The following is a 20444-nucleotide window of genomic DNA, read 5'->3' on the forward strand; positions in this document are numbered from 1 at the left end:
ATCCGAATGAATGAAGCATCTCGATAGAAAGGGTGAATGAATGTCGCCACTAAAGCGGATTTTTTTGAGTACTCGAACGCATTTTCAGAAGAGTGATTTTGGTATGGCGGTGAGCAAAGTGTGCGCCGAAAAAATGTGTGTAGAGGTGCGTTTTTCCCGATGGAAAAAGTAGGGGAGGCGTCGATGTTTTTTACATTGCTTACACGGCACAGCTGGGTCTTTTTTTTTCGAGCAGGATGAATGAAACATCTCGATAGAAAGGGTGAGTGAATGTCGCCATTGAAGCGGGTTTTTTTGAGTATTTGAATGCCATTTCATTTTATGAAAAGCATTAAATGAAAAGTAGAAAGGGGCGTTGTGATGATTTTTATACAGCGCCGCTGGATCTTTTTTATAGGGACGAAATATTTGGGCTGGCAGCGGATCATCGTTGTATGAATTTATTGCCTCTAATGGAATAAGTGGTGCCCAATCATGGAGTGAAATCGCTTCGCCATAGTGTGTTTAGATGAAAGTGGGCGGATGGACATTCATGGTCGTTTTTGTAGAGCGCTATGGCGGTAGGGGTTATTTTTTGCCGCTTTTAATCGGGTGGCATTGGTTCGATTTGTTGTTGTTTCTTACTTGTGGCGTTTGCTGTTTATGAGAAATGAGTGGTTAGTGGCTATTTTGTTAAATTACGACGACTGCATGAATTAAGAAAGTGTTTTTTGATCGTTTTTTAGACGGTTTAGTGCAGAAAACGAAAGATTTAATAAAAAAGTGTAAAAAAATTTAATTGTTTTTAAATATATTAAAAACAATTACTTAGGCATTAATTTGCCGTGTTGTGGGATGTTTTTTACCGGTATGCGGAAAAAAGTTTCCTAAATTGACTAAAGCTTTTCAAAGTTTTGTCGAAAACCTTATACGATCTGCTTTTTTGCAGGATTTAATAAAACTCTAGGAGGCTGTTATGGCTCTTTACGTAAATACGAATACTTCATCTCTAAGTGCACAACGCCAGCTAATGGGCTCTAGTAAATCTTTGGATACATCGTTCCAACGTTTGTCTTCTGGTTTGCGTATTAACAGCGCAGCGGATGACGCAGCAGGTCTACTTGTTTCTAACCGTTTGACTTCTCAGGTAAATGGTTTGAACCAGTCTGTACGTAACGCGAATGACGGCATCTCTTTGTCTCAAACTGCGGAAGGTGCTTTGGATGAAACAACAAACATGTTGCAGCGTATGCGTACGTTATCTATCCAATCTGCAAACGGTTCAAACTCTGATAAAGACCGCGCGGCTCTACAGCAAGAAGTAAGTCAGCTTTCTACAGAAATTAACCGAATCGCTTCTGATACAACGTTCGGTGGCGAGAACTTGTTGAATGGTACTTATGAAGGTGTTTTCCAAGTAGGTGCGGATTCTAACCAAACAATCAGCTTTACTTTGACTTCGGGTGGTATTACTAACTCGATCGATCTAGCGGGTAACGGTGGTTTCACTATGTCCGGTCTATCTAGCAGTGCTTCTACTGCTCAGGTAAATATGACAAGTGCTTCTGTATCTTCTGTTGCCAATGCGCAAAGTATGATCGATATTCTTGATACTATGATCGCTTCTGTTGACTCAAAACGTGCCGATTTGGGTGCCATTCAAAACCGTTTTGGCTCTACAATCAGTAACTTGAGTAACATTTCTGAAAACGTATCTGCTGCACGATCTCGTGTTCGTGATGCCGATTTTGCAGAAGAAACGGCGAAGCTAACAAGCTCCCAAATTCTTCAACAAGCAAGTTCGTCTATCTTGGCTCAAGCGAATCAACGTCCACAAACAGCTTTGTCTCTTTTAGGCTAAGTTAGTATGTGATAGCGGAAAGCTGGGGCGTCGCCCCGGCTTTTGTCTATTTGGAGGAACTCTGATATGTCCATTAATGCCAGTGATTTTTCTAAGCAGGGCCTCGGGTATTCTTTAAAACCGGAGCAGCGAGCTGCTCAAGATTTTGCCGCATTGCGTCAAGCGAATGCTAAAGTCGTACAAAATACGGCCGATACAAGCAAAGCAGGTAAAGAGAATGCAGATGCTCAGCAACATAGCTCATCTGCAAAGGTTGAGCCGCGAGATGTCGAGACAATGAATCAAAAAATGTCTCAGTTAAACGTGCATTTAACCTTTGAAATGACAGAAGACCGAGAGCAAAATATAGTAAAAGTATTGGATCAGACAACTGGGGATGTGGTTCGCCAGATTCCAACGGAAGAGTTTCTTAAAATGTCTGATAGAATAGATGCTATTATGAGCCAACTGAGTGATATCAAGGGAACCTTGGTAAACAGTGAGGTTTGATTTAGATAATGTGAAGCGTTAGGAGATAAAGTTATGTCGGTAGGCTCATTAGGTGCAGGGTCTGGTATAGATCTGGAATCCCTTGTAAAGCAAATGGTGAGCGCCCAAAAAGACGCAAAGGTCAAACTTTATCAAGATAAAATAGATGGATATGAGGCAGAACTATCTGCATTAGGTAAGGTTGGCTCCGCCATTGATAGTTTTAAATCATCCGTCAACGCTCTCAATGACGATGAGCTTTTTACTGGACGCGATGCAAAAATTGCTCAAGTAGAAGGTGAGGAAGTCATTTCCATCACCACAGATAATACTGCGTCAAACGGTTCTTATGCTATTGATGTCAATCAGTTGGCAAAAGGCAGCCGTGTCATGTCAGCTCCTGGTCTTTTTTCTTCTGCCGATGATGTGATCACCAAGCAAGACGCCGAATTAAAATTTAAAGCGGGCGACAGTGAGTTTTCTATTTCTGTCGTTGCCGGTACAACCCTCTCCGAATTACGTAATCAAATTAATACCTCAGAAGACAACTTTGGTGTATCTGCCAATTTAGTTGATGATGGTAACGGCAATTTATTCTTCACGGCGACTTCTGTTATTCAAGGCGCAGGAAATACGCTAAAAATCAGCAATACGGCGATTCAAAAAGATGCGGATGGCAACGTCATTGATAATACGAATAAACCCATTGATGACACAGTAAACGATGTGGAAGTAGAAGACGTTCCTGTTGAAGAGGAGGCTGTTACTCCACCAGAAGAAGAAACGGACGAACTGGATTTAGAGGGCGACGACGTTGATTTCGCGAATGATGGCCCGATTCCAGCGGATGAAGAAAAAGACATTGAAGATAAAATTGAGACGCCAGTAGAGGCGGATATCGCTGCAGTAGATGAAGAAGATCTAGAGCAGGGTGACAGTTTGCCAGTCGCTCAAGCAGCGCTTAGTTTGGACAGTCTTTCTACCGAAGGGATGTCAGCAGGTATGTATACGCCTCTGGGTGAGCAAGCTCGTGACGCGATTATTACCGTTGATGGTATTCAAATTCGAAATCAGACCAATACATTTGATGAAGCCGTAGCGGGTTTATCAATTGAAGCATTGGCTCAAACAGATAAAACGACCAAAGTAGACATCAGTTTCGATCAAAAAACAGTACAAGAAACGATCAAAGAGTTTATAGCGTCCTATAATGATGTTGTTGGAATGCTTCAAGCGAGCAGCGATAAAGGTGCTGTTTTAAATGGCAACAGCATGATCAGAAACCTTCAGTCTTCATTGTCGACGCAATTAATGAGCAGCCACGGTGATTCTAAGACGTTTACTTCCATTTTTGACTTAGGTGTTAAAATGGATAATAGAGGTCAGTTAGAACTCAATAACACCAAATTCGACAATGCAATGAAGCGAGGCTACAGCGAGATCGCGCCTTTAATATCAGGTGAAAATGGCTTAGCTCAATCACTGGAATCTCTGTTGGATAACTACACAGGTTCAGGTGGAATGACAAATTCATTAAAGGAATCCGTTCGTCAGTCGATAGATAGTACAGAAGGGACGTTAGAGGCGTATGAAGATCGTATGGTGAAGTACGAAGAATCTCTGCGTTCTAAGTTCACAAGCTTGGATTCCCGTTTAGCAAATATGAATGCGCAGGGTGGTTATTTGAACTCTGTATTAGCAAAAATGTAAACGGTTTTAACTGTAATACTCGAATCAATGGGGTTGTTTTATGTACAAGAGTAAAGGGATTCAGGCCTACAGAAAGGACTCCGTAAAGTCCGATTTAGCATCGGCTGATCCTCATCGCGTCATTCAGCTCTTAATGCAAGGCGCGCTTGAAAAACTTGCTTTGGGCAAAGGCTGTATTGAACGTTCCGACTGGGAAGGAAAAGCGGCGGCATTAACTCGCGCGATTGAAATTATCAATGCATTAAGAGACGCATTAGACCGCGATGTTAATCCTGAGCTAGTCGATAATTTAGAATCGCTTTATGAATATATGATGGTTCGGATTACTGAGGCGAGCGTCAGTAAAGATATTACTATTCTTGATCAGGTCATGGGGCTTATTTTGCAAATTAAAGGTGCTTGGGATCAGATATCTGCCGCCGACAAACAAGCAGCCTATGAAGATCAAGGCGAAGCCCGAATGGGAGCAATTTAATGTTTGATATGTCTCACTTGACTGAGTTGAGTGCCACATTAGAACAAAGCGTTATTGAGAAAGACATAGAAAAAATACAGCTGTTATGTGAAGAAAATGATCGTTTTATTCTTACTATTCAACCACTTGAAAATCCAGTGGATAATGGGAAGGTAAAGCGTTTTATCTTATTACATCAAGCCGCAACCCAGCTTATTCGGGATGTGCATGCAGAAATGCAAAAACAACTTTATCAAACTAATAAAACCCGTAAGGGTGTCAGTAAGTACAAAGGCGTAAAAAATGCAGAATGAGGAAAACTTATCCTCTCTTGATCAAGCTGAAGCTTTCGCTTCTTTGTTTGAAAGGGGTGCTGCACGCCTCAGAGAGCATGATCAAGAGTTAACAGATCGATACCTTAGAAATATGGCTCTTTTTTCTGAAGTCATGCCTCACATTTACGAATCTTTCCAGCACTACCAACCAAAAAAACGTCATATTTATATGGAAGAGAGCGGAGAGCTCAACCTCTATCGTGAAGACGTTGGCGTGCCTCTTTTTTCTGATACCCCAAAACAGCAAGCAGCAAAAAAGGTGACCCGTGCACTGACTGCGCCGAATAAAACCGTGTTGAATTTAGAACGCACGGATAATCATCCAAGTCGCCATGTGTATTACAGTAATAAAATGCTAGATCAAGTTGCGCAGCAGTCGAAAGGCTTGGTGCCACAAGAAGGCTGGCCAGAATTTGTCGGCTCTACCATTTTGTTTGGAATTGAGTTTGGCTATCAGCTTGAAATGATTCTTGCTCAGCGTGACATAAAGCATTTGTATTTATATGAGTGCGATCTGGATTTTTTTTACTACTCTCTCTTCGCCATTGAATGGCAGTCCATTTTAGAAAAATACAACCAAGATGGTCGTACTATTCATTTCTTCTTAGGGGTTAGCCCTGAAGAGTTCACTGAAAAATATCTGCGTCAATTAGAGGAAAATGGCTATTTCTTAGCGCCAGAAACCTATTTGCATGTCGCGTACGGCAGCCCTGAAAATGATCTTGCGGTTGAATATTTTAAGAAACATTATGCTCGACAGGTCATGGGTTGGGGCTTCTTTGATGATGCGTTAATTGGTATTGCGCAAGGTTTAAAGTCATTATCGAAAACAAAAGTGGCGCATTTTCAGGGGCGTGACGCGTTACCTAAATGGGTTACGAATGTGCCTGTTTTCATTTTAGGAAATGGGCCTTCACTTGACCAAGGTATTGAGTTAATAAAAGAAGTACGTGATCAGGTGTTGTTAATTTGTTGCGGCTCAACCATTAACACCTTAAAAAAATTGGGTGTGACACCAGACATTCATGTGGATATTGAGCGATTAAAACAGACGGTTGATAAGTTCTTGTTCTTGGATCAAGACTACCTAGACAAAATTTGGGGGTTGTCTGTCAATGTCATGCATCCAGGATTGTTTGACTGCTTCAAGCGCTCAGGTATGGCAATGAAACCAGGCGAAGCCATCACCTCTTTAATGTTAAATCAAGCTCGCTCTCATGGTGATGATAAAGAATACGTGCAATTAAATTATTGTAACCCCGTGGTGGCTAATTTGGCGTTGTCTTATGTCCACCTCTTTGGTTTTAATAACGTGTATTACCTTGGCGTAGACAACGGCTTTAAAGACAAAGGCAGTCATCATTCTGTACACAGCGGCTACTATAAAGACGGTAAAGAGTCGGGCTTCCAGACGTTTAAAGAAGCCAAGCTCGTTGAGCGAGAAGGAAACTTTGGCGGCAAAATACACGCGACTGGCATTATGGATACGTCTCGCGTGCAGCTTGAAGCGCTGACGCGTCAGCTTAATAAACGCCGCGGTTACGCCAGTTTTAATTTATCCGATGGCGCAAAAATTGAAGGCGTAACGCCGTTAAGGATTGAAGACGTATTGATCATGGACCCTAAAATTGATCAGGGTAAAGTGATCGATATTTTAGAAAACGTCTTTTTTACCGATGCGCCTGCTTCATTATTGGACCAATCGGCGAATGCGCTTATTTCAGTCGATGATTTTCAAAAAATCAGTCGAACGCTCCAGCAAGGTTGGGATGAGACGATCACCACGCGAGAACAAGTGTGTGATTTACTTTGGTCTCATCATCGTCAGATTTACTTTCTGAAGGGCAGTATTCATCGCCACATATACGATTTATTGATTGGCTCCTTTACGTATTCCGCCTTCTTAATTGTTCAGTTCTTGTTTAAGTATCAGGACGAGGCGGAAACCGTTGCGCGTGCTCATCATTTATTTATTCCTTGGTGCGAATTCCTTGAAGAAATGCCGAGCATGCTTCAGCAAGCATCCGAGTACGTTGACCAAGGTAATGACCACCTAATCACTTTTTACAATGGTTAATTATGTTCGAACAATCGCCTTTTATTATTGCTGAGTTATCGGGCAACCATGACCAAGATTTTGAACTTGCAAGAGCTATGATCCACGCCGCGGCCGACGCCGGTGTGGACGCTATTAAACTTCAAACTTACACGCCAGACACCATGACGCTCGATGTTCGTCATGGTGAATTTATGGTGTCTGAAGATGACAGTTTGTGGCGCGGCTCCAACCTCTATGACCTTTATAAAAAAGCCTCGACACCTTGGGAGTGGCATAAGCCATTGTTTGAGCTGGCGGAGTCTTTAGGCTTGGTTGCGTTCAGTTCGCCTTTTGATCTGAGTGCGGTGGCGTTTTTAGAATCCATCGACGTGCCTTTGTACAAAATTGCCTCATTTGAAATGACCGATATTCCACTGATTCAAGCCGTGGCTCGAACGGGCAAGCCAATCATCATGTCGACAGGCATGGCGACAAAGGAAGAAATCGATGAAGCCGTCGAGACCATTCGAGCCATTGGTGACAATCCATTAACGCTGCTCAAATGCACCAGTACCTATCCCGCAAAAATAGAAGACACGAACCTTGTGACAATGGCCGATTTGGCCAACCACACAGGCTGTCTTGTTGGTTTGTCGGATCATACTCAAGGTTTAGGGGCTGCCGTGGCGGCCACGGCGTTGGGTGCCGCAGTGATTGAAAAACACTTTGTTTTGGATCGCAGTGCTGGTGGTGTTGATGCTGAATTTTCCATGGAACCAGAGGAAATGAAAGCGTTGGTGACGGCTTGTCGAGCGGCAAAAGCCGCGTTAGGCACCATCACTTATGGCGGCTCAGACGCCGAGCAAGCCGCGAAAAAATACCGACGCTCTATTTACGTTGCCGTGGATTTACCGGCTGGAACCATACTGACCGAAGAGCATCTTAAAATTATTCGTCCTTCGTTTGGTCTTGCGCCTAAGCATTGGCCAAAAGTATTGGGTAAGGCGTTAGCGGTCGATGCGAAAAAAGGCCAACCGCTTGCTTGGGATATGATGGCGTGAGATTACTGGTGCGAGCGGATGCGTCTGTCGACATCGGCATGGGGCATAGAGTTCGCTGCCAAGCATTGATGCATGTGTTTACCGCATTAGGTTGGCAATGTCAGTTTGCCGTCGATCGTCGATATCATGCCTTCTCCGCGCCGGAAGATTGCCTCGTCGAAACCGAAGAGGCGTTTTGGTGGTTGGCTGCAACGGTCGATTTGGTTGTCTTGGACCATTATGACTACAACGCTGATGACATTGCTGCACTTTATCAGCATCAACCGAATTTGTTGGTGTTGGATGACATGAATGACCGAGGCGATTTTCCTGCAAAATGGCTGCTTAATCCCTTGGATGAACATTATTCAGATAGCATCGAGTCGCAATTAACAGGCAGCCAATTTGCGTTATTAAGACCTGTCTTCACGCAACAAAAAACCATTCACACTCTTCCTGAAAAACTCTTAATCACCTTAGGTGGCACAGACCCTCTTGCGCTTACCTTGCCGATTCTACAGGCGCTGCTCATTTCTAAATTTCCAACAGAAAGCATACAGGTTCTTTTGGGGGGTGGAGCGAAGCAGGCAGAAAAGGTGTTGTCATTTTGTGAAGAAAATAGCATCGCCGTAGCGCAAGGATTATCCGATGTGACGCCGTTAATGGCACAAGCCAAAATGGCGATTTCTGCGGCAGGCGGCACATTGTTTGAATTAGCTTGTATGGGCGTGCCAACGGTATTTGCACAAGTTGTGGACAATCAGACTCGTTCTCTGGAGCAGCATGTTCCACTGGATTGGTGTCGTTCGGTTCGTTTTGATAATGTGCCGGAAGACGTTCGACAGCAGCGTGTTGAGCTGTTGGTAGAAGAGGTTAACGGTCGTTGGTTCGATATTGAATGGCAAAAAAAGGCGAGCATAATGGCTCGCAGCTTGGTAGATGGAGACGGTGCGAATCGTGTCGCAAAAACCATTAATTCATATTTTTCAGTGCCATGATTTGCGTTAAACGCAACCAGTCTTCTTCTGTATCCAAATCTTGAATTCTGTATCTCGGCAAGAGTAGCGGCGTGGATTTAGGGCCAAATATTTCTTCATCAAACCAATCTTGCGTGCTTGCCCAATAAAACTGCCCCGCATCGTGAATCGCTTCAACCAAATCTTGTGAACGCTTGCCAATGTGCTCAGGAAACATGGGGGCCAGCTTTCCGTCATCTTGAATGTATAGCGCGCGCTGTATAGGGAAGTCAAAGGTGGTGGCAGAAAAGCAAAATGTCGCGTTGGGCAATTGATCTAGCCCATTTTGAAGGTCTTCTTTCGTGAGTAAAGGACAGGTGGCGTAAATTAAGCAGGCTTGATCTGGGCGTTGCCCATTGTCTATTAAATAGCGCAATGCGTGCTGCATAACGGGGGTGGTGCCCGTCATATGGTCGGCCAAGTCTGCGGGGCGTAAAAAGGGCGTTTCAGCGCCAAAGCCCCGAGCAATCTGCGCAATGTCATTGTCATCGGTCGAGACAATTATTCGATCAAATAGTCCTGAATGAATGGCAGTTTCGATGGAATACGCCATTAAAGGTTTACCGTCTAACAAGCGGATGTTTTTACGGGGAATACGTTGGGATCCGCCTCGTGCAGGAATAACAGCAACACGATAGGGTTTTGATTCTGTTTTTGATGTCATGCCACGATGCCGTTATCAGTCAGTGCTTGGCTAAGCGTCTCAACCACGCGCTGCTGTTGTTCGATTGTTAAGCCGACAAACAGCGGTAAGCTTAGCGTGCGTTGGTAGTAATTTTCCGTGATGGGAAAGTCGCCCACGCTGAAACCGAGCGCTTGATAGTAGGGTTGAGTATGCACCGGAATATAGTGAATTTGCGAGCCAATACCCGCTTGACGTAAGGCATCGAAAATCGCTCTGCGCTTTTCTTTATGTTGTTCTGGTAACAGAATTGGATAAAGGTGCAGGGATGAATAAACGTCGTCGCTTTGAAAGGGCAAGGTAATCGGCAGATCTTTTAAAAGGTCATGGTAGCGTTCGAACTGATGATGACGTTCAACGATAAAATCGTCCAGTCGAGACAGTTGAGAGACGCCGAGCGCTGCCTGCAATTCTGTCATGCGATAATTAAAGCCTAATGTGTGCTGCTCGTAATACCAATCGCCAGGCATTTGAGTTAATTCATCTGGCGATTTCGTCGTGCCTTGCTGAGCATGCGTTCGCATGTGTTTCGCGAGATGTTCGTCATTGGTCATCGCCATTCCGCCTTCGGCAGACGTGATAATTTTTACGGGGTGAAAGCTAAAAACACAAATGTCGCTGTATTTCCCATTACCAACGTAATCGCCTTGGTATTTTGCGCCGATGGCATGAGAAGCGTCTTCGATAATGCGAAAACCGTATTCTTGTGACAGCGTATGAATCGCGGCCATATCACAAGATTGACCAGCAAAATGCACCGGAATCACCACTTTGGGCAAGGTATTATTTAGCTTCGCGTGATGCAGTTTTTCCGCCAATTTGACCGAGCACAGGTTGTAGCTGTGTGGATCGATATCGACGAAATCAACGGTTGCGCCGCAATAGCGGGCGCAATTCGCTGAAGCAATAAAGGTATTTGGCGATGTCCAAACGGTGTCACCTTCTTCGACTCCTAATGCTAAACAGGCAAGATGCAACGCGGAGGTTGCGCTATTAGCGGATACGGCGAATTTGGCGTTCACTTTTTGTGCGAGCGTTTGCTCAAAGGCTGTAACGCTTGGGCCTTGTGTGAGGTGGTCCGACTTCAGTGCGGTAACGACTGCAGCGATGTCGTCTTCGCTAATCGATTGGCGACCGTAAGGAATAAAATCAGTGTGCGTCATCGAAGGTCAAAATCTCTTCAATACTTAAAAAGTGCGGATTGCTGCCTGATTGGTATTCGTAACCGGGTTCAACCAATTCGCCTTTTTCGCCTAAACGGCTGTGAGCAAAGTCCATATCGTCTTGATAAAATTTTATGCTTGGCGAAATCACATAATGATCTTTAAATTCATAGGTATGGAACGAATCATCCGCAGGGCACATGACTTCGTGGAGTTTTTCGCCTGGTCGAATTCCAACATCTTTGGTCGGCAAGTGTGGTGCGTACGCCGCGGCTAAGTCCATGATTCTCACTGAGGGAATTTTCGGAATGAAGATTTCACCGCCGTGCATACGTTGGAAATTCTTAAGAACAAAATCCACGCCCATTGGCAAGGTGATCCAAAAACGCGTCATTTCTGGATGCGTAATAGGAATGGACTCAGCGCCATCGGAGACCAATTTTTGAAAGAAGGGCACAACAGAGCCGCGAGACCCCACCACATTGCCATAGCGTACGACAGAAAATCGTGTACGACCTTGTCCAACCATATTGTTGGCGGCCACGAAGAGTTTGTCGGAAGCAAGTTTTGTTGCGCCGTATAGATTGATCGGCGCGGCCGCTTTGTCCGTGGATAACGCGATGACTTTTTCGACGTTATTTGCAATGGCAGCGGCAATGACGTTTTCGGCGCCATGGATGTTGGTTTTGATGCACTCCATCGGATTGTATTCTGCAGCAGGTACTTGCTTAAGTGCAGCGGCGTGAATTACAAAATCCACATCGCGCATGGCTTGAGTCATGCGGTCTTTGTCACGCACGTCTCCAATGAAATATCGCATACAAGGCGCATCAAAATCCTGCTGCATCTCATATTGTTTTAACTCATCTCGAGAGTAAATTACGAGTCGTTTAGGTTGGTAATTGGCCAATAGTGTTTTGACATACTCGCGGCCAAAGGAGCCGGTTCCGCCAGTAATAAGAATACTTTTGTTGTTAAACATATTAAATACCAAACTAAATAATGGAGTTCGAGCGCTCGATGAACAGGGTTCTTGATGAGCAAGATTATTGTACAAAGAATCTTAATATTATATCGACCACTTTAGACGAAACATTAACGAAATCAAAAGGCTGTTCTTATTTACTGCGATTTACTCTGTTGTTTTATCTCGGTGTTTTAGCAAGACAGTTTACTATGTGATCATCGACCATACCGGTTGCCTGCATAAAGGCATAACAGGTGGTGGCGCCAAGAAACTTAAAACCTCGCTTTTTTAAGTCTTTTGCAAAACGGGTCGAGAGCTCGGTGATCGCCGGCACGTCGGAATGGTCGTTGATGCGGTTGTCGATGATTTTATGGTCACTAAACGCCCAGTAATACTGACTGAACGAGCCAAATTCCGCTGCAATGTTCAGAAAGGCGCAGGCGTTGTTGATGGTGGCTTCTATTTTGGCGCGATGGCGTACGATTCGCTCGTCTAACAGTAACCGTTCTACGTCTGCTTCGTTCATCTTGGCGACCTTTTCCACATCAAAATCGTGAAACAATGTGCGATAGCCTTCGCGTTTTCGTAAAATGGTAATCCAGCTTAGACCTGCTTGAGCGCTTTCGAGTACAATGCATTCAAATAGCTTTTGGTCGTCATAAATAGGGACGCCCCATTCTGTATCGTGGTAATGAATGTATTCGGGCGATCCTAAACACCAAGTACAACGTTTATTTTCCATGAACGATACTCCGAAATTAGCCCTTGTGAATCAATCATATCAGACATAGCTCTAGATAGCGGTCTGCTTAGGACGAGATAATATGAAGTTTAAACCAACGTACAGCCGAAAAGACGTTGAAGTATTAGAAGACGAATGTCTTTACAAAGGTTTTTTCGAAATGCGTAAACTGACCTTAAAACATAAAAAGTTTAATGGCGAGTGGAGCCAGCCGATGACCCGCGAAATGATGGTTCGTCACGATGCGGTTTGCGTGCTGTTGTTTGACCCTGCGGCGGATAAAGTCTTACTGATTGAGCAGTTTCGGCCTACCGTGTTGAGAAGTGAATCACCTTGGTTGCTTGAGTTGGTGGCTGGCATGGTGGAAGAAGGAGAATCGGATGAAGATGTTGCACGACGAGAGGCGTTTGAAGAGGCTGGCGTGACCGTAAAACGCCTCGAATACATGTTCAAATTTGTGCCTTCTCCGGGCGGGTTGGTGGAATATTTACGCATGTACGCGGGTGAATTTGATTCAAGTCTTGTCGATGTTGAAAAAACACATGGCTTAGACGACGAGAACGAAGACATAAAGCTGCATCTAGTGAGCGCTGCCGATGCTATTGCACTGCTGAAACACGATGTTGAAAACGCCAGTACGATCATGGGGTTGCAGTGGTTTGCGTTGAATAAGAACGATCTTGTATCGCGTTGGTGTGATTAGGTTTATGAAGTCAGAAACATCATTGCTTTTTTATGTTAGAAAAGAGCCCTTGTTGCAACCTGTTATTGGTGTTGTGTCCTTTTTGTTCATGTGTGCCAATGTCTTCTTTTGGACCTTGTTGGTGCATCTTATCTCGCCTTTGTTATTGATTCGAAAAAGCGAGTATGAAGCCTTTGTTGAACAGTCTTTTAGTCGCCTGTATACAGGTTGGGTGGCCTCAAATGAATGGTGGTTTCAGCAGGTTCTTGGTGTACATTGGGAGCTGGATGAAACGATGAAAACCGACTTCGATAGCTGGAATCTGATTATTTCTAATCATCGTTCTTGGGTGGATGTGTTTGTGCTTTTTGCGCAATTAAAAGGACGACGCCCTTTGCCTCGTGTTTTTATGAAACAGGCTTTGTTTTGGATGCCTTTGGTTGGAACCGCCACTTATATTATGGGCTTTCCTTACATGAAGCGTTACAGCAAGGACAGGTTGAAGAAACACCCTCATTTGGTGGGAAAAGACTTAGAAACCACCAGACGATCGTGCGTTCGCCTTTTGAATCGACCAAATTCTATTATGAGCTTTGTTGAAGGGACGCGTTTCACCGATCTAAAACACCAGCAGCAAGCGTCGCCTTATCGTTGTTTGCTGAAGCCGAAAGCGGGTGGTGTGGGATTCATATTACAAACCATGCCGCAGAAGATTCAAAACATCACCGACATTACTGTGTTGTATCATCAATCGAGTATTTCAGGTTGGGATTTACTGTGCGGTCGTATTGAATCGGCAAGCGTTGTGGTGCGCGAAGTGGCATTGCCAGCGACGTTGTTATCGGCAGAATACCGTGCAGCAGACCAAGACAGAGAACACTTTTTTACCTGGTTTAATCTATACTGGCACGATAAAGACACGCGAATGAGTCACCAACTAGACGCGTTGAGGGAGTCTCCTACCATCGGTTTGGTTTCAGAATTTTCAGAAGGAAGTGCGTCACAAGAATGACGGATACAAAGAAGACAGACATGATCAAGAAAAAAGCCAAACAATACGTACCAGACTTAGTCAGCTTGCAAATGCTTGGTGAGCTGAATTATCGACGCTTGGGCAAACTCATGCGCGGCCATGAAGAAATGGACGCGTGGCATTTTTCCATTCACAGTGTGGGTGATCAAGAAAGCCGTTTGCAATTAACATTGGGCAAAGAAAGCCGCTTCACCTCTGAAATCAAATTAGAGTTCGGTCCTGAAATTCCGAAAAAATTGTTGTTTAAAACCACGTTATCCATGACGGTGCGTTTGTATCATGATGTTGGTATTGCAGAAATTACAGATGGGCATCGCCAATACAGTGGCACTTACCCTTACCCGAATGATGCCATGTTGCATCGTGATGAAAAGTTCCGACTTAATCAGCAGTTAGCGGATTTATTGGAGCTGTGTCTGAAGCATGGTCATCGACTTGATAGCGCCTTAACGTTTCAGTTTGCTTAGCGTTTGAATTTAGGTGTTTAAGTTTAGGTGTTTGAATGAAGACGCTTACATTAAGAACATGAAATGAATGGAACCACTGAGCGAGAATTACATTGGCCACTTTATTGTATATCCACGGTTTTAACAGTTCAGAGCGGTCTCATAAAGCGACGGTGCTTGGTGAGGCGGCCAGACAGTTAAATAAGCAGAACGCAGTGCTTTCGCCTCGTTTGTCTTGGCAGCCGGCCAAAGCTATCCAGCAATTAGAAGACATTATCGAAGCCAATCAGCAACAAGGCATTACGCTCATCGGCAGCTCGTTGGGGGGATTTTACGCGGCGTATCTTGCTGAAAAATACCGCTTAAAGACCATTTTAGTGAACCCCGCCATGCAAGCGCCAGTTTTGTTAAAAGACTACCTTGGTCACCAAACGAATCCATATACCAATGAAGCATACGAGCTGACCCAAGCGCATATGTTGGAGCTGGAACAATTGGTGGTGGCGAAACCGACAGACGCTTTGTATTGGTTGATGTTACAAGAAGGCGACGAGGTTTTAGATTATCGAGACGCTCTTAAGGCGTTTCCAAAGGTGGTTCGATTGACCCACGAAGAAAAGGGCGACCACAGTTTTAGAAATTTTGAACGTTATAGCGAAGAAATTCTACGCTATGCACAAATATTAACCGAGTAAGCTACTGCTTTTGTTGGACTATTTCACACTGTGCAAACCAGTGATAGACTCTAGCCAATCGAATTTACACTCGTACGCGTTGTGGTGTTTTGACACTGCAATGCACGATCAACTTGGAAGTAAAAACACGCATGTCTGCAAAAGAATATAACGCCGGATCGATAGAGGTTCTTAGTGGCTTAGAACCTGTTCAAAAACGTCCAGGAATGTACACGGATACTTCACGGCCAAACCATTTGGGTCAAGAAGTCATCGACAACTCAGTGGATGAAGCTTTAGCAGGCCATGCAGATCGTATCGAAGTTATCTTATATAAAGATGGTTCATTGAGCGTGGAAGACAACGGTCGAGGCATGCCGGTCGATATTCACCCAGAAGAAGGGGTGTCTGGCGTTGAATTGATCCTCACCAAGTTGCATGCGGGTGGTAAGTTCTCAGGTGACAATTACCAATTCTCCGGTGGTTTGCATGGGGTTGGTGTTTCTGTGGTAAATGCGTTATCCACCTCGTTAGAGGTATTGGTTAGACGTAATGGTATTCAGTATCACATTGGTTTTGAAAACGGCTTTAAAACGTCTGACTTAAAAGAAGTCGGCACGGTCGGCAAGAAAAATACTGGCACAAAAGTAAAATTCACTGCAGATGGCAAATATTTCGATAGCCCAAAATTCTCACTTTCTCGTCTCAAGCATTTATTAAAAGCCAAAGCGGTATTGTGTTCCGGCCTTCATGTTGTCTTTATCGACCAAAGTGGCAGTGAAGACGTTCGCGAAGAATGGTTTTACCAAGACGGCTTGAAAGATTACCTCGCACTGGCAAATGAAGGTTTTGTCTTGCTACCAGAAGCGCCATTCATTGGCGGTTTAACAGAAAAAACACAAGGTGTAGATTGGGCGGTTCAGTGGTTGCCTGAAGGTGGTGAATTGGTCACAGAAAGTTATGTGAACTTGATCCCAACGGCGCAAGGCGGTACTCACGTTAATGGGCTGCGTACAGGTTTATTAGAAGCAATCCGAGAGTTCTGTGATTTCCATAACTTGCTGCCGCGTGGCATAAAACTGACAGCAGAAGACGTTTGGGACCGTTGTAGTTATGTATTGTCTGCCAAAATCCAAGAGCCTCAATTTTCTGGCCAAACCAAAGAGCGTTTGTCGTCTCGCCAGATCGTGGCGTTTATTTCTGCGACGGTAAAAGACAGCTTTAGTCTATGGTTGAACAAACACGTAGAAGACGGCAAAAAAATCGCCGACATCGTGATTAATAGCGCGCAAAAACGTCTCAAAGCCAGTAAAAAAGTCGTGCGTAAAAAAGTCACGCAAGGCCCCGCTTTACCCGGTAAGTTAGCCGATTGTTCAGGACAAGACTCGACCCGAAGCGAGCTGTTTTTGGTGGAAGGGGACTCCGCGGGTGGGTCGGCGAAACAAGCTCGTGAAAAAGACTTCCAAGCAATATTGCCGCTACGAGGAAAAATCTTAAACACGTGGGAAGTGGATTCCAACCAGGTTCTTGCTTCGCAAGAGATCCATGACATGTCAGTCGCGATTGGCGTTGACCCAGGTGAAGACGATTTAAGCGGTCTTCGTTACGGGAAAATTTGTATTCTGGCCGATGCCGATTCAGATGGACTGCACATCGCCACCCTAATTTGTGCGTTGTTTGTAAAACACTTTCCGGCATTGGTGAATAATGGTCATGTCTTTGTTGCGATGCCGCCTTTGTACCGAATCGATTTAGGGAAAGAAGTGTATTACGCACTTGATGATGAAGAGAAAGACATCACATTGCATAAGCTAGCGTCTGAAAATAAACGCGGTACGCCAAATGTACAGCGATTCAAAGGTTTGGGTGAGATGAACCCCTCTCAACTGCGGGAAACTACCATGGCGCCCGATACGCGCCGTTTAATACAGCTTACGATGGAAGATAAGCCAGATACTGACGAGTTGCTTGATAAATTGCTGTCTAAAAAGCGGGCAGGAGATCGTAAAAGCTGGCTAGAAACCTATGGTAATTTGGCGATCGTGGATTAAATATCAATCCACTTTTACCAAGGCAAGCTAAAATGTATGTATAGCTCAACAAGATGGAAACGAATGAATGTCTGAAGAAATAGACGACGATGTTATCAGTGAAGAAGTACTTTACGAAAAAATAGATCACTATTTATTGACGTTCGGAACGGATCGTTCACTGATGTGTGTGTCGGAGCTAGATGGTTTCTTAACCGCACTGGGGTGTTCGGTGAAAGAACTGGAGCCAGACCTCTGGCTGAATGCCATTTGGGGAGCGGACGAAGATCAGCCAGTATGGGAAAATACAGAACAAGAAGATGAGTTTTTAAGCCTCGTTTTGATTATGTACATGGAAACCATGAACAGCTTATTGTTCGGCGACTTTTACCCTGTTTACTTGGAACAAGAAGTGGATGGCGAATACAGCATACTGGTTGAAGAATGGTGTGTAGGTTTTGTTCGAGGCGCAAAATTGATCGGCATGGGGCTGGGTGGCGATCGAGAGTTTTTTGATGAAGTGCTGGCGCCTGTGCGCTTATTCGGTACGGAAGCGGGCTGGGATAAACTAGAAAGTATGGTCGACGCCGAAAAAACCTTCTGGCGTGAAACGCTAGAACCATCGGTACTGCGCTTAGTGAAGCATTATCACCCTGAAATGCAAACCGGCATTAAAAATACTGAAACGCGAGTCCTTCACTAAAGCGTGATATTTGTTCTGTTTGAAAACGCGAAGTTTTTTAGACGGATATATAGCGAGAAAGAATAAATGAAAAAAAACGTGACCTTATTCGATCACGTTTTTTTTTATGCGTGTTATTTGGCGGTCAGATTTGACTAGCCAACCACTTTTTTAATGCTTTCACATAGGTAATCAATGTTTTGATCGCTAACCCCTGCGATGCTCATACGACCAGTGTCTGCAATGTAAATTGCGTATTCGCTGCGCAGAGTTCGGACTTGTTCTAGGGTTAAGCCAGAGTAAGAAAACATACCGCGTTGGTCTTGGATGAAGCTGAAGTCTTTGCTTACGCCAGAAGCGGCCAGCTTTTTAACCAACTTAGCACGCAAGCCATTGATGCGATCACGCATCGCCGTTACTTCTAATTCCCATTCTGCTTTCAGTTCAGGGTTGCTCATGATGGTGTAAACCACCGCAGCACCGTGAGCAGGAGGCATAGAATAGTTGGCACGAATAGCTTGACCAATAATTGAAAACGCGGCGTTTGCTTCATCGGCAGACTCAGCAATCACGCTCAAACCACCGCAACGCTCACGGTAAATACCGAAGTTTTTCGAGAAAGAATTGGCGATTAGCATGTCTTTCACGTTTGCCGCCATGTGACGAAGGCCTGCAAGATCTTCATCCAAACCATCCCCGAAACCTTGATAAGCTGCATCGACCAAAGGTAAAAGACCGCGCTTGTTGACGAAGTCCGTTAGTGTTTTCCAGTGATCAAGCTGTAAGTCGATGCCTGTTGGGTTGTGACAGCAAGCGTGCAGTAACAACACATCACCTTCTTGAACTTCGGCTTCGAGTGTTGCCATCATGTCATCAAAACGCAGGCCGTTCGTTGCAGGATCGTAGTAAGGGTAGTCTTTCACTTCGACACCCGCAGAGTCAAAAATAGACTTGTGGTTCCCCCACGTCGGATCACTTACCCACAGGCGTGCGTCTTTTAAATTAGCGCTAATAAAGTCCGCTGCCACTTTTAATGCGCCAGTGCCACCCGGTGTTTGTGTCGAGCGAATACGGCCAGAAGTAATAAGAGGGTTGCCCTCACCAAGAATAAGATCCTTGATAATCGCTTCGAATTCCGTCGCACCATAAATGCCTAAATAGCTTTTAGAATCTTCTTGTTCAAGCAAAATAGCTTCCGCTTTTTTCACGCTATTTAAAATAGGCGTGTGGCCGTTATCGTCTTTATAAACGCCCACACCCAAATCAACTTTCTTTGGGTTGGTGTCTTGTTTATGGGCCATGATGAGGGCTAAAAGAGGGTCACCAGAAACGGCTTTAAGATGCTTGAACATGATAGTTATAAGGTCCTTGTTGTACGGCACAGCGAAATCACTGTAGAAAATATAGGGGCTTGAACAGCTTCTTCATTTTGCCGTTTTTAGAACAAAATACAATGCAAGTATGAGGGAATTTTTCTTCATACTGTAAAGAAAATAAGACACCGTGTTTTTCCGATTGCTTGGAGGCGTTTGTGACCGTATTTTAAGTTGGATTTATAGTACTTAATTTACGTTTTTGGTCGCGAACGCAACATGGGGAGGCTTGCTTGTTCATAGAAATAAACACACATTGAAACTGAAAAAGGCGCTTTAGGCGAGAGTGAAATCCTCAATCCAGAAAGCGCCTGTGTGTCTCCTGATCAATGTGATTAAATCAAGTCAAAGAGTAGCGCTTTGACGCGTTGTTCGCTGAGTCTTTCGAAGTGAATGTCAGACACGTTTTCAATTTTTGCGCCGTCACCTGGGCGGACTGTGATGCTATCGCCTAGAGACAGTTCTCCTTCGATCACGTGCACATAGTAATGACGATTGCGGTCGGCTTGCCATGTTGCTTCTTGGTCATCTTCTAAGATTAATTGGATGAGCTGCATGTTTTGTTTAATGTGCAGTGTGCCATTGTCACCCTTCGGCGTAATAATGGTGGTGAAGCCTTGTTGCTGGCTAAAGGCTTTTTGTTGGTAGCCCGGTTCGCCACCCAGTTGGTTAGGTTGGATCCAGATTTGTAAAAACTTCAGCATGTCTTTTTTAGAGGCATTAAATTCGCTGTGGTAAATGCCTTTGCCGGCAGACATTAATTGATATTCGCCTGCGGGCAATTCTTTTATGTTGCCAGCGCTGTCTTTGTGGGCGATTTTACCTTCCAGAACCAAGCTTAGAATTTCCATGTCTTTGTGACCATGTGTTTCAAAGCCCGCGCCTGGCGTCACTGTGTCGTCGTTGATAACGCGTAGATGTGAGAAACCCATGTGTTGAGGGTCGTAATAGCTACCAAAGGAAAAAGTATGGTTGCTGTTTAACCAACCAAAGTTGGCATGTCCACGGTCTTGTGCGTTGCGAATGGTGATCATGTTGTTTCTCCAAATAATGGCCGAAAGTCAGGTTG

20 protein-coding genes are annotated in these 20444 nt (G+C 44.5%); 14 read left to right on the forward strand and 6 right to left on the reverse strand.

Translation table 11 applies throughout. The features are described from left to right. Window positions 1-955 precede the first annotated feature (955 nt). The 8 genes from D104_RS23710 (at window position 956) to D104_RS23745 (ending at window position 8883) form a co-directional block, all read left to right on the forward strand. Window positions 956-1840: a flagellin N-terminal helical domain-containing protein gene (locus tag D104_RS23710; protein ID WP_024023137.1), complete on the forward strand. Its 885-nt coding sequence runs from the start codon at window positions 956-958 to the stop codon at window positions 1838-1840. Between the two features lie 66 nt (window positions 1841-1906). Further along, window positions 1907-2329: a flagellar protein FlaG gene (locus tag D104_RS23715; RefSeq protein WP_024023138.1), complete on the forward strand. Its 423-nt coding sequence runs from the start codon at window positions 1907-1909 to the stop codon at window positions 2327-2329. A gap of 33 nt (window positions 2330-2362) precedes the next feature. Then, on the forward strand, window positions 2363-4018 hold the full coding sequence (fliD, locus tag D104_RS23720; RefSeq protein WP_024023139.1) for a flagellar filament capping protein FliD: 1656 nt from the start codon (window positions 2363-2365) through the stop codon (window positions 4016-4018). A 40-nt stretch (window positions 4019-4058) separates the two neighbouring features. Then, on the forward strand, window positions 4059-4493 hold the full coding sequence (fliS, locus tag D104_RS23725; RefSeq protein ID WP_024023140.1) for a flagellar export chaperone FliS: 435 nt from the start codon (window positions 4059-4061) through the stop codon (window positions 4491-4493). Beyond that, entirely contained in the window at window positions 4493-4786 is a 294-nt protein-coding gene (locus tag D104_RS23730; protein WP_024023141.1) for a hypothetical protein, read from the forward strand. The genes fliS and D104_RS23730 overlap by 1 nt, the downstream gene beginning before the upstream one ends. Further along, window positions 4776-6884 (forward strand): motility associated factor glycosyltransferase family protein, encoded by a 2109-nt coding sequence (locus D104_RS23735; protein ID WP_024023142.1) that lies wholly within the window; start codon window positions 4776-4778, stop codon window positions 6882-6884. The genes D104_RS23730 and D104_RS23735 overlap by 11 nt, the downstream gene beginning before the upstream one ends. Window positions 6885-6886: 2 nt before the next feature. Beyond that, on the forward strand, window positions 6887-7906 hold the full coding sequence (gene pseI / locus D104_RS23740) for a pseudaminic acid synthase (RefSeq protein WP_024023143.1): 1020 nt from the start codon (window positions 6887-6889) through the stop codon (window positions 7904-7906). Continuing rightward, window positions 7903-8883, forward strand: a complete 981-nt coding sequence (locus tag D104_RS23745; RefSeq protein ID WP_024023144.1) for a PseG/SpsG family protein — start codon at window positions 7903-7905, stop codon at window positions 8881-8883. The genes pseI and D104_RS23745 overlap by 4 nt, the downstream gene beginning before the upstream one ends. Here the strand turns inward: D104_RS23745 and pseF are convergent. From pseF to D104_RS23765, 4 genes are all read right to left on the reverse strand, one after another. Then, window positions 8858-9565, reverse strand: a complete 708-nt coding sequence (gene pseF, locus D104_RS23750; RefSeq protein WP_024023145.1) for a pseudaminic acid cytidylyltransferase — start codon at window positions 9563-9565, stop codon at window positions 8858-8860. The genes D104_RS23745 and pseF overlap by 26 nt on opposite strands. Next, window positions 9562-10746 (reverse strand): UDP-4-amino-4,6-dideoxy-N-acetyl-beta-L-altrosamine transaminase, encoded by a 1185-nt coding sequence (gene pseC / locus D104_RS23755; protein ID WP_024023146.1) that lies wholly within the window; start codon window positions 10744-10746, stop codon window positions 9562-9564. The genes pseF and pseC overlap by 4 nt, the downstream gene beginning before the upstream one ends. Beyond that, complete coding sequence (pseB, locus tag D104_RS23760) at window positions 10733-11728, reverse strand: UDP-N-acetylglucosamine 4,6-dehydratase (inverting) (RefSeq protein ID WP_024023147.1); 996 nt, start codon at window positions 11726-11728, stop codon at window positions 10733-10735. The genes pseC and pseB overlap by 14 nt, the downstream gene beginning before the upstream one ends. 163 nt (window positions 11729-11891) lie before the next feature. Continuing rightward, on the reverse strand, window positions 11892-12455 hold the full coding sequence (locus D104_RS23765) for a DNA-3-methyladenine glycosylase I (RefSeq protein WP_024023148.1): 564 nt from the start codon (window positions 12453-12455) through the stop codon (window positions 11892-11894). 82 nt (window positions 12456-12537) lie between these two features. On the opposite strand from D104_RS23765, the gene D104_RS23770 reads away from it, so the two are divergent. The 6 genes from D104_RS23770 to D104_RS23795 all read left to right on the forward strand — a co-directional run bounded on the left by D104_RS23770 (window position 12538) and on the right by D104_RS23795 (window position 18023). Beyond that, window positions 12538-13158 carry an NUDIX domain-containing protein gene (locus D104_RS23770; RefSeq protein ID WP_024023149.1) on the forward strand — a complete coding sequence of 207 codons (621 nt, stop codon included), beginning with the start codon at window positions 12538-12540 and terminating at the stop codon, window positions 13156-13158. A 4-nt stretch (window positions 13159-13162) separates the two neighbouring features. Further along, entirely contained in the window at window positions 13163-14149 is a 987-nt protein-coding gene (locus D104_RS23775; protein WP_024023150.1) for an acetyltransferase, read from the forward strand. Then, on the forward strand, window positions 14146-14637 hold the full coding sequence (locus D104_RS23780) for a DUF1249 domain-containing protein (RefSeq protein WP_024023151.1): 492 nt from the start codon (window positions 14146-14148) through the stop codon (window positions 14635-14637). Before D104_RS23775 ends, D104_RS23780 begins: the two co-directional genes overlap by 4 nt. Window positions 14638-14729: 92 nt before the next feature. Continuing rightward, window positions 14730-15311, forward strand: a complete 582-nt coding sequence (locus D104_RS23785; protein ID WP_024023152.1) for a YqiA/YcfP family alpha/beta fold hydrolase — start codon at window positions 14730-14732, stop codon at window positions 15309-15311. Window positions 15312-15442: 131 nt separating this feature from the next. Then, complete coding sequence (gene parE, locus D104_RS23790; protein ID WP_024023153.1) at window positions 15443-17341, forward strand: DNA topoisomerase IV subunit B; 1899 nt, start codon at window positions 15443-15445, stop codon at window positions 17339-17341. Window positions 17342-17408: 67 nt separating this feature from the next. Next, window positions 17409-18023 (forward strand): UPF0149 family protein, encoded by a 615-nt coding sequence (locus D104_RS23795; protein ID WP_024023154.1) that lies wholly within the window; start codon window positions 17409-17411, stop codon window positions 18021-18023. 134 nt (window positions 18024-18157) lie between these two features. Here the strand turns inward: D104_RS23795 and D104_RS23800 are convergent, their stop codons facing one another. Both D104_RS23800 and D104_RS23805 read right to left on the reverse strand, forming a co-directional pair. Continuing rightward, entirely contained in the window at window positions 18158-19354 is a 1197-nt protein-coding gene (locus D104_RS23800) for an amino acid aminotransferase (RefSeq protein WP_024023155.1), read from the reverse strand. A gap of 356 nt (window positions 19355-19710) precedes the next feature. Beyond that, complete coding sequence (locus D104_RS23805) at window positions 19711-20409, reverse strand: pirin family protein (RefSeq protein ID WP_024023156.1); 699 nt, start codon at window positions 20407-20409, stop codon at window positions 19711-19713. Window positions 20410-20444: the final 35 nt, after the last annotated feature.

The organism is Marinomonas profundimaris (assembly GCF_000508165.1).
In the GTDB taxonomy this organism is placed as follows: domain Bacteria; phylum Pseudomonadota; class Gammaproteobacteria; order Pseudomonadales; family Marinomonadaceae; genus Marinomonas; species Marinomonas profundimaris.